The sequence below is a fragment of the Kitasatospora mediocidica KCTC 9733 genome (genome assembly GCF_000744225.1).
In the GTDB taxonomy this organism is placed as follows: Bacteria; Actinomycetota; Actinomycetes; order Streptomycetales; family Streptomycetaceae; genus Kitasatospora; species Kitasatospora mediocidica.
In genome coordinates, this window is record NZ_JQLN01000002.1 from 147,766 (window position 1) to 164,359 (window position 16,594).

General features: G+C 73.3%; 15 protein-coding genes and 2 tRNA genes. 5 read left to right on the forward strand and 12 right to left on the reverse strand.

The window, feature by feature from the left end:
• Positions 1 to 12: 12 nt before the first annotated feature.
• The gene (locus BS80_RS04860) at positions 13 to 1,014 is read right to left on the reverse strand and encodes an EamA family transporter (protein WP_051966028.1); all 1,002 of its coding nucleotides are present in this window, start codon (positions 1,012 to 1,014) and stop codon (positions 13 to 15) included.
• A 94-nt stretch (positions 1,015 to 1,108) separates the two neighbouring features.
• Positions 1,109 to 3,412, reverse strand: coding sequence for a transglycosylase domain-containing protein (locus tag BS80_RS04865; protein WP_051966030.1), 2,304 nt, complete (start codon positions 3,410 to 3,412; stop codon positions 1,109 to 1,111).
• A 275-nt stretch (positions 3,413 to 3,687) separates the two neighbouring features.
• On the opposite strand from BS80_RS04865, the gene BS80_RS04870 reads away from it, so the two are divergent.
• A complete protein-coding gene (locus BS80_RS04870; protein ID WP_232246362.1) occupies positions 3,688 to 4,572 on the forward strand; it encodes an alpha/beta fold hydrolase in 885 nt (294 codons plus the stop codon).
• A 15-nt stretch (positions 4,573 to 4,587) separates the two neighbouring features.
• On the opposite strand, the gene BS80_RS04875 is transcribed toward BS80_RS04870, so the two are convergent.
• Entirely contained in the window at positions 4,588 to 5,835 is a 1,248-nt protein-coding gene (locus BS80_RS04875; protein ID WP_051966033.1) for a sensor histidine kinase, read from the reverse strand.
• 201 nt (positions 5,836 to 6,036) lie between these two features.
• Here BS80_RS04875 and BS80_RS04880 point away from each other — a divergent pair, with 201 nt between their 5' ends.
• A complete protein-coding gene (locus tag BS80_RS04880) occupies positions 6,037 to 6,681 on the forward strand; it encodes a CSN8/SAC3 domain-containing protein (RefSeq protein WP_051966035.1) in 645 nt (214 codons plus the stop codon).
• 41 nt (positions 6,682 to 6,722) lie between these two features.
• Here the strand turns inward: BS80_RS04880 and BS80_RS43435 are convergent, their stop codons facing one another.
• From BS80_RS43435 to BS80_RS04900, 5 genes are all read right to left on the reverse strand, one after another.
• Entirely contained in the window at positions 6,723 to 6,857 is a 135-nt protein-coding gene (locus tag BS80_RS43435; RefSeq protein WP_269676092.1) for a hypothetical protein, read from the reverse strand.
• A 651-nt stretch (positions 6,858 to 7,508) separates the two neighbouring features.
• A tRNA-Lys gene (locus BS80_RS04885) sits at positions 7,509 to 7,582 on the reverse strand.
• Positions 7,583 to 7,678: 96 nt separating this feature from the next.
• A complete protein-coding gene (locus BS80_RS04890; protein WP_035793607.1) occupies positions 7,679 to 8,323 on the reverse strand; it encodes a LysE family translocator in 645 nt (214 codons plus the stop codon).
• A gap of 129 nt (positions 8,324 to 8,452) precedes the next feature.
• On the reverse strand, positions 8,453 to 9,019 hold the full coding sequence (locus BS80_RS04895; RefSeq protein WP_035793610.1) for a DJ-1/PfpI family protein: 567 nt from the start codon (positions 9,017 to 9,019) through the stop codon (positions 8,453 to 8,455).
• A gap of 131 nt (positions 9,020 to 9,150) precedes the next feature.
• On the reverse strand, positions 9,151 to 9,603 hold the full coding sequence (locus tag BS80_RS04900) for a MarR family winged helix-turn-helix transcriptional regulator (RefSeq protein WP_035793613.1): 453 nt from the start codon (positions 9,601 to 9,603) through the stop codon (positions 9,151 to 9,153).
• A 114-nt stretch (positions 9,604 to 9,717) separates the two neighbouring features.
• On the opposite strand from BS80_RS04900, the gene BS80_RS04905 reads away from it, so the two are divergent.
• Positions 9,718 to 10,956: an alpha/beta hydrolase gene (locus tag BS80_RS04905; protein WP_035793616.1), complete on the forward strand. Its 1,239-nt coding sequence runs from the start codon at positions 9,718 to 9,720 to the stop codon at positions 10,954 to 10,956.
• Positions 10,957 to 11,033: 77 nt separating this feature from the next.
• Here the strand turns inward: BS80_RS04905 and BS80_RS04910 are convergent.
• Both BS80_RS04910 and BS80_RS04915 read right to left on the reverse strand, forming a co-directional pair.
• A tRNA-Lys gene (locus tag BS80_RS04910) sits at positions 11,034 to 11,107 on the reverse strand.
• A 219-nt stretch (positions 11,108 to 11,326) separates the two neighbouring features.
• Entirely contained in the window at positions 11,327 to 12,415 is a 1,089-nt protein-coding gene (locus BS80_RS04915) for a helix-turn-helix domain-containing protein (RefSeq protein WP_157535916.1), read from the reverse strand.
• Positions 12,416 to 12,609: 194 nt separating this feature from the next.
• Between BS80_RS04915 and BS80_RS04920 the strand changes: the two genes are divergently transcribed.
• A complete protein-coding gene (locus BS80_RS04920; protein WP_035793619.1) occupies positions 12,610 to 12,801 on the forward strand; it encodes a hypothetical protein in 192 nt (63 codons plus the stop codon).
• A 51-nt stretch (positions 12,802 to 12,852) separates the two neighbouring features.
• On the forward strand, positions 12,853 to 13,557 hold the full coding sequence (locus tag BS80_RS04925) for a helix-turn-helix transcriptional regulator (protein ID WP_051966039.1): 705 nt from the start codon (positions 12,853 to 12,855) through the stop codon (positions 13,555 to 13,557).
• On the opposite strand, the gene BS80_RS04930 is transcribed toward BS80_RS04925, so the two are convergent.
• Positions 13,554 to 15,620 carry an ABC transporter ATP-binding protein gene (locus BS80_RS04930; protein WP_035793623.1) on the reverse strand — a complete coding sequence of 689 codons (2,067 nt, stop codon included), beginning with the start codon at positions 15,618 to 15,620 and terminating at the stop codon, positions 13,554 to 13,556. The genes BS80_RS04925 and BS80_RS04930 overlap by 4 nt on opposite strands.
• Positions 15,617 to 16,585, reverse strand: a complete 969-nt coding sequence (locus BS80_RS04935) for an ABC transporter permease (protein ID WP_051966041.1) — start codon at positions 16,583 to 16,585, stop codon at positions 15,617 to 15,619. The genes BS80_RS04930 and BS80_RS04935 overlap by 4 nt, the downstream gene beginning before the upstream one ends.
• Between the last annotated feature and the right edge of the window lie 9 nt (positions 16,586 to 16,594).

Here is a 16,594-nt window from a genome sequence, read left to right on the forward strand (position 1 = left end):
CTGCCGCGCCGTTCAGGCGCAGGGGTGCAGCTCGTCGGACGGGCGGTCGGCGGGCGTGGCCGTGACGACGGGTGGTGCGGCGGGCTCCGGTGCGGAGCGGCCGAGTTGGGCGGCGAAGGCGCCGATCAGCACCAGCAGGCCGCCCAGCAGCTGCGGGGCGCCGAGGTGCTCGCCGAGCAGCACCCAGGCCAGCACGGTGGCGACCACCGCCTCCACGTTGGCGACCACCCCGGCCACCGGCGGGGAGAGGTGCCGCACCGAGACCACTCCGGTGAGGTAGGCGAGGACCGTCGCCACCAGGACCATCCAGGCGGCGGGCAGCACGGCCGGTACCAGGTGCCCGTTCATCGTCACGTTTCCGGCCAGCCGTCCCCAGTCGGCCTCCCACGGGCGGCAGGCCGCGGTCAGGACGGCGGCGCCGATCAGCAGCCCGTACGCGGTCACGGCCAGCGGGTTGACGGGGTTGTCGCCCTGGCTGCCGGCGTCCGCGAGGACGAAGTAGACGACCTGGCAGCAGGCCGCGACCAGCGCGAAGAGGACGCCGAGCGGGTCGAAGGTCATCCCGTTCCAGGCCTCCACCACGCAGACCAGCCCGGTGACGGCGACCGCCGCGCCGATCGCCGACCCGCGGCTGACCGGGCGGCGCTGGACGAGCCGGACGTAGCCGAGCAGCAGCAGCGGCCCGAGGTACTCGATCAGCAGGGCCACGCCGACCGGTATTCGGGAGATCGCGGCGAAGTAGCAGGCCTGCACCCCGGCGACCGCGAAGGCGCCGAAGCCCAGCAGCAGACCCGGGCGCCGGCGGACCACCGCGCGGTGCCGCCAGGCGACCGGCAGCAGGAACAGGGCGGCGCCGGTGGCGCGGAGCCAGACCACGTGCAGCGGCGACAGGCCGGCCTCGATCAGCGGCTTCGCCGCCGTGCCGGAGCCGCCGAAGGCGCACGCGGAGATCAGCGCGAGGGTGAGTCCGACGGCGCGACGAGAGGGTTGGGGGACTGCCGATGTGCTGCGCATCGGGGCATTGTGCCAGTTTCGACCGGTTGGTCGGCCTGGCGTCTCGGCGCGCGGTGGGCGCCGGCGGGGGCCGTCGGCGCGGCTGTGGCCGAGGTCACTGCGGGAGGCGGTCGGGGTCGTCCTCGTCCGGGGCTGGGGGTGAGGCGGTCGGGGTGCTGCTGGAGGTCGGCGGGGACGGGCGCGGTGGCGAGGGCTTGGCGGTGGTGGGTGATGGGCTGGTGGTCGGTGGGGACGGCCGGGTCGGGTTGGTCGGGTTGGTCGGGCTGGTCGGCGGCGCGGGCGGGGCCGGCGCTTCGGGGGAGGCCGGAGGGGTGGTCGGCGGGGTGGCCGGATCCGCGGTCGCTGTGCCGGAGGGCGTCGCGGTGGCAGGGTGGCCGGGCGTGCCGGTGGGGCTCGTCGGGGTGGTCGGCCGGTCGACGGCGGGCGGGTCGAAGCCGGTGACCGGGCGGTCCTTGAGCGCGGCCTTCATGTAGTCGGTCCAGATCTGCGCCGGAAAGCCGCCGCCGTTGACCCGGCCGCCGCCGGCCGCGCCGGAGAGCGAGACCTGGTTGCCGGTACCCGCCTGCTCGCCGAACATCGCCACCGAGGTCACCAACTCCGGTGTGTAGCCGACGAACCAGGCCGAGCGGTTGCCGTCCGTGGTCCCGGTCTTGCCGGCCACCGGCCGGTCCAGCGCCTTGGCCCGGTGGCCGGTCCCGCCCGGGTCCGACACCACGCCCCGGAGCATCGAGGTGACCTTGCGGGCGGTGTCCGGGCTGACCGCCTGCTTGACCTGAGGGGAGGGCAACGCGACGCCCGTGCCGCCCAGTTGGAGCGACTGCACGATCCACGGGGTGATCTGCCGCCCGTCGTTGTCGAGTGTCGCGTAGACGCCCGCCATGTCCAGCACGCTGGGTGTCGAGACGCCCAGCGGTAGCGCCGGCTCCGCGCGCAACTCCCCGGTGCCGTCCGGCAGTCCGAGCGCGACGGCGGTGTCGCGGACGGTCGACAGGCCGGTGTCCTGGGCGAGTTGGGCGAAGGCGGAGTTCACCGACCAGCTGGTGGCCTGTTGCAGGGTGACCGGGCCGAAGCTGCGGTCGTCCTCGTTCGGCGGTGCGTACGGCGGCTTCGCCGTGCCGCCGCGGACCGGGCGGCCGCTGGTGCCGTCGTAGCCGGTGGCGGCGTCGATGGTGCGGCCGTCCTGGGTCTTGGCGCCGCTCTCCAGGGCGGCCGCGAGCGCGATCGCCTTGAACGTCGAACCGGCTTGGTAGTCACGGCGGTTGGCGTTGTCGACGTAGTGCGCGGTGTAGTCGGTGCCGCCGTAGAGGGCGAGGAGGGCGCCGGTCTTCGGGTCCACCGAGACCGCGCCGGCCTGCACGTCGGCGTCCTTGTCGCGGCGGTCCGGGGCGAGGCGGTCGGTCAGTTGGCGCGCGACGGCGGTGGTCAGGTCCTGCTGGCGGGCCGGGTCGATGCTGAGGGTGATCCGGTAGCCGCCGCGGGCCAGCGCGGCCTCGTCGACGACGCCCTGCGCGAGCAGCGAGCGCTTGGCGGCCTCGACCAGATAGCCGGCCTGGCCGGACAGTCCCGGGGTGCTCTGCGGCTTCAGGACCTCGGGGAAGGTGGCCCTGGCGCGGTCGTCCGCGGAGAGCCAGTGCTCCTGGACCATGGCGTCCAGCACGTAGTTCCAGCGCGCCTTGGCGCCGCGCTCGCCGGCCGGGCCGGCCGTCGAGACGTCGTACGCGCTGGGCGCGTTGAGCAGGGCGGCGAGGTAGGCGCCCTGGGCGGGGTTCAGCCGGTCCGCGTCGATCCCGAAGTAGGCCTGGGCCGCTGCCTGGATGCCGTACGCCCCGCGCCCGTAGTAGGTGGTGTTGAGGTAGTCGGCGAGGATCTCGTCCTTGGAGAGCGTGGCGTCCACCTTCAGCGCGATGAACAGTTCGCGCACCTTACGGCTGACGGTCTGCTGCTGGGTGAGGTAGGCGTTCTTGACGTACTGCTGGGTGATCGTCGAGCCGCCCTGGGCGCCCTGACCGGTGGCGGTGCTCCAGGCCGCGCGGACCAGGGCCTTCGGGTTGACCGCGCCCTCCTGGTAGAAGGAGCGGTCCTCGGCGGCGAGGACGGCGTGCCGGGCGTCGGGCGAGACCTTGTCCAGCGGGACGCTCTGGCGGTTGGTCCGGCCGGTCTGCGCGATCACCGTGCCGTCCCGGTAGAGCCAGGTGTTGCTCTGCGCGGTGGCGGTCGCGTGTGCGTCGGGGACCTGGACGACGGCGACGCCGAGGGCGAAGAGGCCGATCCCGAGCAGCAGGGTGGCGAGGGTGCCGAAGAGGGCGAACCGCCAGGTCGGGACGAGTCGGCGCCAGCCGGTGCGGCGCGGTCGGTTGCGCGGCCGGTTGCGTGGTCGGCGGAGCGTGAGTCGGGGCACGGGGGTGGAGCCTTTCCTGCGAGCCCTGGGTCGGTCGCTCAGTCGGTCGCTCAGTCGGACGAGAGGCAAAGTGTTGGCAAAGGGAGGGGACCGTGCCAGCGTGCCGGGCGGCTTTGCCGGACGGTAGGGACTTATGTCCCGCTTTGCGGCGGAGGTGCGTGATCGGGCGATTGCTCCTGGTTAGGGTGGGTGTCGATGTCCGCCACCGAATCGCGGCCGACCTGCCGCCCCCGCCGCCTTCCTGCCTGTGCTGCCGATCGCCGGGGCGGTCACCGGTGATCCCCGGCGGGAGCCGGCTGCTGCGGCTCGGCGGCGCACCGCTGCACGTGGTGTGCGAGGGCAGTGGGCCGGTCTGCGTCCTGACCAGCGGGCTCGGCGGCGTCTGGTTCGACTGGGACCGGGTGGCGGCGCTGCTCGTCCCGCACCGCACCGTCGTCCGCTTCGACCGCCCCGGCCACGGCCTCAGCGCTCCCGCGCCCGGGCGCGGGAGCGGAAGCGGGCACGCCGTGGCGCCGGCGCAGCTGCTCGTCCGGGAGGCGGACCGGATCCGGCAGGTCCTGGACGCGCTCGGCCTGCCCGGCCCGTGCACCGTCGCCGGGCACTCGCTCGCGGCCTTCCACGTCGAGGCCTTCGCCCGGCTGCACCCCGCGCGCGTCGCGGGCCTGGTGCTGCTCGACGGCAGCACCGAACCCGCGCCGCGCCCGCGTCCGCTGCCCGCCGTCCGGGCCGCCACGGCCCGGGCGACCGGCCGAGTGCTCACCGCCGCCGCGGTGCCCTACCTGGCCGGACCGGCCGGCCGGCGGCTGGTGGTGCGGTACGCCACCGTGCTGGGCCACGACCCGGCGCCCGCGGCGCTGGTCCGCCGCTGTTACCGCCCCGGCCGGGCGCTGACCGCGGCGCTGCTGGAGAACACCCACTACCTGGACATCGCCGCCCAGCTCGCCGAGCTGCGCACCCGGGCGCCGCTGCCGGACGTTCCCGTCACGGTGCTGGCCGCCTACGACCGCAGCGGCTCGCGGCGCGCGCTGGACTGGCTGCGACGCCAGGAGCGGCTGGCCGAGCTGCTCGGCGGGACGCTGCGCACGGCCGCCCCGGCCGGGCACCTGCTGATGCTGGACCGTCCGGAGGCGGTGGCGGCCGCGGTGCTCGACACGCGGTGAGCGGTGGCCTTGGGCTCAGTCGAGGCCGGGGTTGGAGGTGGAGGTGGGGGCGGGATCGAGGCCCGGGTGTGGCGCTGCCGGTACCCGGTCCAGCGGCAGCCAGAGGCGGACCGCGAAGCCGCCGTCCGACACCGGCTCGGCGCTGATCGTCCCGTCCAGCAGGGCGGCCCGCTCGCGCAGGCCCACCAGGCCGTGCAGTCCGCCGGGCAGTTCGGGGCGCTCGGCCCGCTGGTTCGGCGCGGCGTTATGTACGCAGACCCGCAGGAAGTCGGTGCCGATCTGCACCAGCACGTCGGTCCGCGCGCCGGGCGCGTGCTTGCGGACGTTGGTCAGCGCCTCCTGCACGGTGCGGTACGCGGTGCGCTCGACGGGCTCCGGCAGGGTGCGCTGCGTCTCGCCCTCGATCCGCAGGGTGGCGTCCACCTCGGCCGCGGCCACCAGGCGGGGCAGGTCCGACAGCCGGGGCTGCGGGACCAGCTCGGTGGGACCGGCGCCGGCGGCGCGCAGCACCAGGATCATGCTGCGCAGCTCCTCCAGGGTCGCCACCGCCAGCCTGCGCAGTGTCCCCGCGACCTCCTTGACCTGCGGATCCTTGGTGGTCACCTGGAGCGCCCCGGCCTGCACGGCGATCAGGCCCGCCTGGTGCGAGACCACGTCGTGCATCTCGCGGGCGATCCGGGCGCGCTCCTCGGCGATCACGGTCTTGGCGTACAGAGCGCGCTCGTGGTCGCGCAGCACGGCCAGCTCGGCGACCCGTTCGGAGAGGTCCATCCGGGTCTGCGCCAGCAGACCGAGCACCACCGGCCCGATGCCCAGCATCGCCGCGTAGATGAGGCGTTGGACGATGTCGCTGACCGTCTCCTGTCCGAACGCGGTGATCGGCCAGGGCAGGAAGCTGCCGGTCGCCACGGCGAGCGCGACCAGCCCCTTCTGCCAGGCCGGGCGTCTCGTCCCGGCCACCGTGAAGGCCGCGATCATGGCGGCGATCAGCGCATTGCCCGCGTACAGCCCCGGCATGGTGGCCAGCAGCACGGTCATCGGGAACCGTCGCCGCACCACCAGGACGACCGCCGCCAGCAGCGACACCAGGAAGTGCCAGTCGCGCGGCGGCGGGAAGTTCAGCAGCGCGTCGAGACCGGCCGTGACCACCAGCGCCAGGTCCACGACCCACGCGTGCCACCACCGCTGCGGACACCACACCCGGCGGACCAGCCGCACGGCCCGGCCGCCGCCGCCCGGGGTCGGCTCTGTCTGCCTGGGCATCGTGCCACTCCTGTCCCTCGCGAAGTCCTGCGCGACGCTACCTCAAGCGGCGGCGGGGGCCGGTGCGGCTGGAGGGGGCTGGGGCGGACGAGTGCAAGATCGTCGGGCGGTGGTGGCGCTGGAGCGTGAACCTGGAGATGGGGGTTCCGGGTTGCACGCACGCGACAGGCGGTGGTGACCGTGCGGCGAAGGACCGCGGCAGTGCTGACTTTTCCCGTGATCGTGCTGGTGGCGTGCGGGACATCCGGCGGCAAGCCCGTCGCGCCCGCAGCGGCATCCTCCGCGTCCGCGACGGTCGCGGCCCCGTCCTCCTCCGCAGCCGGTCCGGCCACGGTGACCGTCACCGCGGCTCAGCCCTCCGCAACGGTGACGGTCACCCCGACGGCGACTTCCACGGTCATACCTACGCCGACCGTGCCCGATAGTGCTTCCGCTGTGGTGGGCGCGTACTTCGCGGCGATCAACTCGCACGACTACGCGACCGCCTGGTCCCTCGGCGGGGAGAACTTGAGCCCGTCCTACTCCGCGTTCGTGGCCGGCTTCGCGGACACGGTTCGGGATGACGTGCAGATCGTCGGCGTGTCCGGCTCGGCTGTGTCCGTCCGTCTCACCGCCACGCTGGCCTCCGGTGGGACGCAGGTGTACGCCGGGACGTACGACGTCGGCAACGGTGTCATCACCAGTGCGAGCGTGACCGCCGTCGCCACGCCCTCGAGGTCGGAAACGGGTGTCCGGGCGGGGGAGTTCTGCAGCCACCTGGGAGCGACCACGACTGCCGTGGACGGCAAGTCGGTGGTCTGTAGCACCACATCGACCGACCCCGAGCCACGCTGGCGGTCGCGGTAGCCGCCACGGCGGGCACGGGCCGGTCGCCGGGCGCGGTGCGTTCAGTAGTCCCAGTGTTCGCGGCCGCTGATCAGCTTGCAGGTGATGGTGCGGTGCTGGGCGTCGAGGGTGGAGAGGCCGGCGTCGGCGTTGGGGCAGAACTCGCCGGCGCGGTAGTAGTTGCCGCTCGGCGCCATGATGATTCCCGGTGGCGCGGCGGCCGGGGCCGTCGGGGTGGTGTCGGCGCCGCTGGTCCCGCCGCTGCCGCCGGTGGTGGTGCTCGCGGTGGTGTGGGACGGGGTGGGGGTCGGCTTTCTGGGGGCGGGGGTCGGCGGCGGGGTGGTCGGCCGGGGGGCTGCGGCGGTGGTCGGGGCCTGGGTCGGTATCGCCGGTATGGCTGCGGGTGCGGTGCTGGGTGCGGTGCTGGGCGCGGGGCGGGTGCGGCGGTGGTCGGGGTGCGGTGGTGGGTGGGGCCTTCGGGGAGGCGGGGGTGGAGGCGGTGACGGTCTTCGCCGTGTCGCTCTTGTCGCTGCCGAAGGCGGCGCCGCAGCTGCCGATCAGGACCAGCCCGCCGACGATCCCGAGGAAGACCTTCGCGCCCTTGGGCATGCCGGGCCGGCGCGGCGGCGGGCCGACCGGCGTCGTCCACTGCGGCTGGAAGCTGGGCTTGGGGGGCTTCGGGGGCTTCGTCACGGCTGCTCCGGCGGGAGAGGAGGGCTGGGTGGTGCGTGCAGCCTGGCAGCGCCGCCGTCGATGGGTGGGCGGTGTGATCAACCCGTTACGGACCGGTGTGCGCCGGAAACGACTTCGGGCTCCCCCGCCGAAGCGGAGGAGCCCGAAGTCTGTTGTGCGCCGCCAGGGACTCGAACCCCGGACCCGCTGATTAAGAGTCAGCTGCTCTAACCAACTGAGCTAGCGGCGCCTGTTCAACGCGGAGAACATTACCTGATCAGCGGCGGAACTCCGAATCGGTTGCTGGGGCCGCCGACCCGCGGGCCGGACGCGGCGGCGCCGGCGCTCAGTGGTCGGCGGCCAGCCGGAGGCCGAAGGCGATGATCGCGGTGCCGGTGATCCGGTCCAGCACCCTGCGGGCGGACGGGCGTTGAAGTCGCGCCCGGAGCGCCTGGGCGAAGCCGACCAGGACGGTCGACCAGAGCAGGCCCAGCGTGACGTGCACGCAGGTCAGCAGCACGCCGGTGGTGAAGTGCGGTGCCCCGGCCGGGATGAACTGCGGCAGGACGGCGACGTAGAAAACGCCGACCTTGGGGTTGAGCAGGTTGGTCAGGGTGCCCTGGCGCCAGCCGGCCGACCAGGAGTCCGGGTCGGAGGTCGGCGCCTCGTCGGTTGGGGTGGTGGTGTCGGCGGGGACGCGCTGCCGGGTGTTCCAGAGCATCCGGGCGCCCATCCAGAGCAGGTAGCAGGCGCCGCCCAGCCGCAGGGCGTCATAGCCGAGACGGGAGGCGGTGAGCAGGGCGGTCACGCCGAGCGAGGTGAGGGAGCCCCAGAGCAGCGTGCCGGTCTGGATGCCCAGGACGACACCCCAGGCCCGGCGGCGCCGGCCGAGTGCGGCGGTGCGCAGGATGAGCGCGGTGTCCAGGCCGGGGGTGAGCGTGAGGAGTCCCACGACCAGGGCGAAGGAGCACAGTGCGGTGGTGAGGGTCATGGATCGTCAGGCTATCCAGGCGGGGTCCGGCCGGCCCGGGTGGGTGGCCCGCCTGCCCGAAGTCGGGCAGGCAGACCGGCGGTTCGCGAAGCGGGAGACGGGGGAGACGGGAGGCGGGGGAGGCAGGATTCAGGAGGCCGGGGCCTTGGTCCGCAGGATCTCGATGAACGCGCGCAGCCAGGCGGGGTGGTCCGGCCAGGCGCGGGCGGAGACCAGGACGCCGTCCACGACCGCCTCGCCGTCCTGGTAGGTGCCGCCGGCCGCGGCGACGTCCGGCTCCAGCGCGGGGTAGGCGGCGGTCCGGCGTCCGGTCAGCACGCCGGCCGCGGCGGTGATCTGCGGTCCGTGGCAGATCTGCGCGACCGGCTTCTCGGCGCCGAAGAAGTGCTGGACGATGCGCTGGAGTTCGGCGTTGTTGCGCAGGTACTCGGGGGCCCGGCCGCCGGGGATGACGAGTGCCGCGTAGTCGGCCGGGTCGACGTCCGCGAAGGCGAGGTCGGCCGGCCAGGTGTAGCCGGGCTTCTCGGTGTAGGTGTCGAAGCCGTCCTCGAAGTCGTGGACCACGAACTGCAGCTTCTTCTTCGCCGGTGCCGCGATGTCGACCTGGTAGCCCTCCTCGCGCAGCCGCTGGTAGGGGTAGAACACCTCCAACGACTCCGCCGCGTCCCCGGTGACGAGCAGGATCTTCACAGCCATGGTTCGGCCTCGATTCTGATGCGTAGTCAACTCTGGTCTCCGGCACCGATCAAGGCGTGCCGGGGACCAACCTGACGCACCGGCGGCCGCTGCGCAACGGGGCGCGCGCGGGGGTCGCGCGCGGGCGGCGGCTACAGCGCGTCGTAGATGCCCGCCAGTCGCCGCAGGACGTCGGTGGCCGCGTCGAGCGTGCTGGTGTCGATGTGGCCGAGAGCCTCGGACAGCGCGTCGGCCAGGGCCTGTTGGCGTTCGTCGTGGCGTCCGCGTCCGGTCGCGGTGAGGGTGACGAGGACGGAGCGTTTGTCGCTCGTGTGGCGTTCGCGGGTGACGTAGCCGGCCTCGGCGAGTCCGTTGACCAGCTGGGTGGTCGCCGCGCCGGTGGTCTCGGTCCGGGCGGCCAGCTGGTTGACGGGCAGCGGGCCGTCCTCGGCGAGCACCCGCAGGGCGCGGGCGTGGGTGAGCGAGAGGGCGCCGGGCGTGCGGGTGGCGCGGCCGCGCAGCCGTGCGTCGGCGGCGCTGAGGCTGTACGCGGCGCGGGCCAGCTGGTCGAGGGCGCGGGGGCGGTCCGGTTCGGCGTCGGTCACGGGGTCTCCTGGGGGCCGGTGAGGCGGGCTTGACACCAGATTAGCCTAAGTACTTAATAGAGAAGTACTTAGCAATAGCGCCGGACCCGGCGAGGCAAGAAGCGAGGACACCTCATGACGACACGATCCACCGGCCAGAGCTGGGCCCTGGACATCGCCCTGGCCCAGGGCGGCTTCGACGCCCTGCACCCCCAGGCCAAGGGCACCCTGGAGCAGCTCGGTCACGACCACACCGACTTCGACAAGGTCTTCGAGCTGGTGCGCAGCGGTGCCATGCTCCCCAAGGCCTGGGCCACCGTGGCCGGACAGGCCGAGGAGCGCGCCGCCCACCACGAGAGCGGCGGCTTCGCGCAGACCGCCGCCGACCTGTACGTGCGGGCGGCCGTGATGTGGGGCCGGGCCCAGTACTCGATCTTCGACGCCGCCGACCCGCGCAAGCACGCGTTCCGCGAGCACGCCGACCACTGCGTGCGGCGCCTGGGCGCGCTGCGCGGGGACCGGGTGCGCCGGGTGGTCCTGGACTTCGAGGGCGGCCAGATCTTCGGCCTGCTGCACCTGCCGGCCGGCCAGGTGAAGGGCGCCCCCGCGGTCATCCTCGGGCCGGGGATGGACATGATCAAGGAGGACTACATCTACGCGGCCGAGCGGTACTACACCTCGCGCGGCATCGTCGCCCTGTCCATCGAGGGCCCGGGTCAGGGCGAGACCCGGGCGAACGGGCTGACCGTCGACCTGGCCAACTACGAGCGGGCGATCGGCCGTTACGTCGACCACCTGGCCTCGCTGTCGGAGGTCGACGCGGCGCGGATCGGCATGTTCGGCATCTCGATGAGCGGCTACTGGGGTTCCCGCGCCGCCGCCACCGACCGCCGGATCGCCGCGCTGGCCGCCTTCGAGGCCGTCACCGGCGACTTCCGGACGATCTTCGAGCGGGCCCAGCCCACCTTCAAGAACAACTACATGTTCATGGCCGGCTACACCGACGAGGACGCCTTCGACCGCGAGCTGGTCGCCCGTATGCCGCTCGGCGACCTGGTCCGGGAGATCGCCTGCCCGGTCCTGTACGGCATCGGCGAGTTCGACGAGCTCACCCAGCTGGAACAGGCGCTGGCCGGCTTCGAGCTGATCCGCGCGCCCAAGGAGATGCGCGTCTACGAGGACGAGTTCCACCCGCTGGGCGGCGTGGCGGCCGAGGTCTTCCGGTTCGCCGCCGAGTGGCTGGAGCGCGCCCTGAACGGTGAGTTCGCCGAGCCCGGGCGTGACGTGCGGCACTACGTCCACCGCGACGGCCGCACCACGGACGGCACCGCCAACCCGACCTGGTGGCTCGGCGCCGAGCCCGCCCGCCCGTAGCCGGGAACGACGGCGGGAACGACGGCGGGAACGACTCAGGGCCTCCCCACCGAAGTGAGAAGGCCCTGAATCCGCTGTGCGCCGCCAGGGACTCGAACCCCGGACCCGCTGATTAAGAGTCAGCTGCTCTAACCAACTGAGCTAGCGGCGCCTGCTGACCCGGAGAACATTACACGCAGATGAGGGATCCACCGAATCGTGGCCGGGGTGCCACGGTGCGTGCCGCCCGGAGGCCGGACGGGCAGGGATTCTGCCCGTCCGGACGTCCGGGAGCGCAGTTGTGAACGATTCCGCCCGGGACACGTACGTCCTGGCCGGTGGCTGGGCTAGCGTCTGGCGCAGTCGACCGCCGCACGCCCGTCGGGGTGGGTCATGCGGTGGCCGGCGCGTCGGCGCCGTCGTCGGGTTCGGTGGTGTCGAGTGGGCGGTCCGGGGTGGTCAGCCCCAGGCGTTCGGCGAGTGCGCCGGCCTGGAAGCGGCTCTGGGCGCCGAGCTGTTCGAGCAGCTCGGCGATGTGGCGCCGGCAGGTTCGGGTGGACATTCCGAGCCTGCGGGCGATCACGTCGTCCTTGACGCCGTCCGCGAGGAGTGTCGCGATGGTGTGTTTGACCGCTTCGGAGACGGTGCGGGCGGCGGCCGGACCGGTGGCGAACGGGACGGCCTGGCCCCACTCGTTGTCGAAGAGCTTGATCAGGAAGGCGACCATCGACGGCTCGCGGACCACCAAGGCCCCGCCCGTCTCCAGACGGGCCGGGACGAAGGCGGTCAGCCGGTCGACGATGATCATCTGACTGGGTACCTCGGCACGGGTGCGGATCTCCGCGCCGGCGGCGAGGATCACATCCGCGTACGAACGAGTCGGCTGGTGGAAACGGGTGAGGTGCTGGTAGATGCTGCGCAGCCGCACGCCGCGGTTGAGCATCGCAGTGTCCCGGGCGAGGGACTCGTAGAGCGCCGCCTCCGGGTGGCCGCCGCCGGGCTGGATGGCGAGCACCTCCAGGGTGCAGTTGGCCACGGCGTCGCTCAGCGCCGCCCGGACCATGTGCATGTCCTCCAGTAGCTGGAAGGCGCCGGCGGTACGGTCGCGGCCGTCCAGGTAGAGCGGGCTGAGGGTGGACAGGTCCGCCTTGAGCTGGTCGAGCCTGGCCTGCCGGTCGCGGATCGCGGCCTCGGCGGCCCGCAGCTCCGCCTCCTCCGCCCCCAGCAGCTGGGCGGTCGCGGCCTCCGGGCTGACCGGTACCAGCCGGTCCGGATGCTCCTCGTGCGGGCGCAGGAGGTGCAGAGCGGCCAGCGTGTCCAGGGCGTCCTGGCAGTGGGCCGGCTCCAGGCCCAGCTCGGTGGCGGCCGTGCCGACGTACGCGGCTTCCATGTGTCCGCTGCGTACGACCCAGCCGTAGAGCGACTGGGCCCGCTCGTCCAGCCGTGGAGACGGAGCTGCGCGCTCGGCGCGATCTGGCATGCCCGAAATGGGCCGGTTCATCCATCCCTCCCCTGTTGGGCGTCACCTTTATGATCCCCGAACGCTCTGGTCCTCCGTGCACACCCCCTGCGACCCTCTAGCTGGGAAAGAGACCTGAAGCGCCTGGTCGAGAGGCCGGCGCACGAGTAAGACCTGGGGATTCACCGATGAAGACAGCTCGCACTCTCGCAGTCATGGGTATCGGCGTTCTGGCGTTCCTGGGGGTGCAGGCGGCCGGTCCGCAGCAGACGGCTCCGGCCGGTCAGGGCACCTCGGTGACGGCGATGAACACCAGCTGGGGCTGGCCGGTCTGCATTCCGGGCGACAAGCACGACGCGTGCCACCGGACCTCGCCGTTCCCCAGCTTCCCGACCCACGGCGCGTAGTCGCCGGCGACGGCGGCCGCACTGACGAGAACCTCGCACGGAGGGGCGTTCATGCAGCAGACACTCACACACCCGGGTGAGCGGGCGACACGGTCGCAGGCTCCCACCGAGGCCCCGGCCGGCCCAGCGGTCGACACGGTGACCGTTGCCGTGCACGCCGCCGACCCGATCTCCCGGGCCGGCGCGGCGCAGCAGCTGCGCGACCACCCGGGGATCAGGGTGGTGGCCGAGGACGCGGCCGAGCCCGCGGCGGTGGGCGTGGTGGTCGCCGACACGGTGGACGACGCGGTCCTGACGACGCTGCGCGGGCTGGCCCGGCAGAGCTCCGGGCGCGTCGTCCTGGTGGTCGGGCAGATCGGGCAGACCCGGCTGCTCGACGTGGTGAGCTGCGGGGTCGGCACGATCCTGTGGCGCCACCAGGCCGGCAGCGACCAGCTGGCCCGGGGCGTGCTGGCCGCGGCCAAGGGGCGCGGCGAGGTCCCCGCCGACCTGCTGGGCCGCCTGCTCGGCGAGGTCGCCGCGATGTCGCGCGAGGGCGTGCCCGCCGGGGGCGTCCCCGCACGGACCGCGCTCGGCGACCGGGAGGTGGACGTGCTGCGGCTGATCGCGGACGGTCTGGAGACCGCCGAGATCGCCAGCCGGCTGTTCTTCTCCGAGCGGACCGTGAAGAACGTGCTGCACGGTCTGACCAGCCGGCTCAACCTGCGCAACCGCGCCCACGCGGTCGCGTACGCCCTGCGGGCCGGGTACCTCTAGGCCTGGCCCTCGGTGGGGTAGTGGCAGGCGGCTGCGTGGTCGGCGTCCGGGGCGGCGTCGAGCAGGACGGGGGACTCCTGCTCGCAGCGGGTGCGCAGCTCGGGGGCGAGTGCCGTATAGACGGCGCAGCGGCCGCGGAACCGGCAGCCGGCCCGGCGTTCGGTCGGGCTCGGCGGGTCGCCGGCCAACAGGACGCGCTCGCGGGCTCGTTCGGCGACCGGGTCGGGCAGTGGGACGGCCGACAGCAGGGCCCGGGTGTACGGGTGGCGCGGCGTGTTGAAGACCGCCTCCACCGAGCCCTGCTCGACCGTGCGTCCCAGGTACATCACGCTGACCCGGTCGGCGAGGTGCCGGATCACCGACAGGTCGTGTGACACGAACAGGTAGGCCAGGCCGAGTTCGGCCTTGAGCCGTTGCAGCAGGTTCAGCACGCCGGCCTGGATCGAGACGTCCAGCGCGGACACCGGCTCGTCCAGCACCAGGAGTTGCGGCTCGACCGCCAACGCCCTTGCGATCGAGATCCGTTGACGCTGTCCGCCGGAGAACTCGTGCGGGTAGCGGCTCGCGTGCGCGGGCTCCAGGCCCACCAGGCGCAGCAGGTCGGGGATCCGCCGGTCGATCTCCGGCTTCGGCGTCCGCTGGGCGCGCAGCGGTTCGGCGATCACGTCGCCGATCGGCATCCGCGGGTCGAGGCTGGCCATCGGGTCCTGGAAGACGATCTGGAGCTGGGCGCGCAGCCGGTGGACGGCGGCCCGGTCGAGGCCGGCGGTGTCCTGGCCGAGCAGCTCGATCCGGCCGGCCTCGGGCCGGGCCAGGCCCAGCACCTCGAAGAGCGTGGTCGACTTGCCGGAGCCCGACTCGCCCACCAGGCCCAGGGTTTCGCCGCGCCGGATGTCCAACTCGACACCGTCGACGGCGTACACCTCGCCGACCCTGCGCTTGAAGACGGCGCCCTTGAGGATCGGGAAGGTCTTGGTCAGGCCGGAGACCCGCAACACCGGCTCGCGGTCGGCCCGTAGCGGCGCCAGTGCGCTCGGCGGGACGTCCGGGACGGGGTAGACCTCGGCGGGCGCGGGCCGCCGCTCGGCGAGTTCGTCCGCCCGCACGCACGCGGCCAAGTGCGACTCGGGACCGGTGAGTTGCGGCTCGCCAGTCAGGCAGCGGTCCTCGGCCAGCGGGCAGCGCGGGGCGAACGGGCAGCCGCCGGTCAGCTGGGACGGCGCCGGCGGGGTGCCGGGAATCGGCACCAGCGGGCCGCCGCGGGTGTCCAACCGCGGTACGGCGCCGATCAGTCCGAGCGTGTACGGGTGCCGGGGCGCGGCGAACAGCTCGTCCACGCCGGCCGTCTCCACCACCCGCCCGGCGTACATCACCGCGACCCGGTCGGCCATCTGGGCGATCACCCCGAGGTCGTGGCTGACCAGGACGAGCGCGGCGCCGGTCTCCCGCTGGGCGGTCCGCAGCACGTCCAGCACCTGGGCCTGAATGGTGACGTCGAGGGCGGTGGTGGGCTCGTCGGCGAGCAGGATGTCCGGCTCGTTGGCCACCGCCATGGCGATCATCGCGCGCTGTCGCATGCCGCCGGAGAACTCGTGCGGGAAGCTGTCGAGGGCCCGGACCGGGTCCGGAATGCCGACCAGGTCCAGGAGTTCGGCCGCCCGGCGGCGGGCGGCGGCCTTGTCGACCTTCTGGTGGACCAGCACCGCCTCGGCGATCTGGTCGCCGATCCGGTAGACCGGGGTGAAGGCGGAGAGCGGGTCCTGGAAGACCATCGCGATCCGGCTGCCGCGGATCCGGGCCAGTTCGCGGCCCGGCAGCCCGACGAGTTCGCGCCCGTCCAGCTCGACCGAGCCGGTGATGCCGGCGGTGCCGGGCAGCAGCCCGAGGACGGCCAGCGCGGTGACCGACTTGCCCGAGCCGGACTCGCCGACGATGCCCAGGGTCTCGCCGCGGCGCACCGTGAGGTCGACGCCGCGGACGGCGGGGGTGGCGGCCCGGCCGCGGGCTCCGGCGAACTCGACCCGCAGGTCGCGGACGGTCAACAGCTCTGCGGGGGAGGTCATCGGGAGCCCTTGGGGGTGCGAGTGGAGCGGCTGAGGCGGGCGGCGCGGCGGGACGGGGCCCGGCCGGCCTCGGCGGTCGGGTCGAGCGCGTCGCGCAGGCCGTCGCCGATCAGGTTGACGGCCAGCACGAAGAGCACCAGCAGTCCGGCCGCGAAGTAGAACATCCACGGATAGGTGGGCGCGGCGTCCGTCCCGTCGGCTATCAGGGTGCCGAGCGAGACGTCCGGCGCCTTGACGCCGAAGCCGAAGTAGGAGAGCGCGGTCTCGCTCATCACGGCCGAGCCGACCGCGATGGTGGCGTCCACGATGAGGTACGAGGCGGCGTTCGGCAGGATGTGCCGCAGGATGATCCGCAGCGGCCGCACCCCCATGAACTGCGCGGCGCGCACGAACTCGCGCTCCTTCAGGGAGATGGTCATCGACCGCACGACGCGGGCGGTGATCATCCAGTTGAAGGCGGCGAGCAGCACCACGAAGGCGATCCAGCCGGTGTTCTTCAGCCGGGGCGAGATGATGGTGATCACCAGGAAGCTGGGGAAGACCAGCATCAGGTCGACGAAGAAGATCAGCAAGCGGTCCGTCCAGCCGCCGAAGTACCCGGCGCAGGCGCCGACCAGGCCGGCCACCACGGTGGAGAGCAGGGCGACCAGCAGGCCGATGATCAGCGACTTCTGCAGGCCGCGCAGGGTCTGCGCGTAGACGTCCTGGCCGAGTCCGCCGGTGCCGAACCAGTGGGTGGCGGACGGCGGTTGGCGCATGGCCGCGTAGTCGATGTCGGTGTAGTGCCAGTGCGTCAGGTACGGCCCGACGAAGGCCAGCAGGAAGAGCAGCAGCACGATCACCGTGCCTGCCACCGCTCCCCGGGCGGCCAGCAGCCGGCCGAGCACCAGCCTGCCGCGCCCGGCCGGCGCCGCGTCGGCGACGGTCGTCGGGGCGTTCTCGATCACTGCGTCCGCCGTGGTCACGGTGGGTAC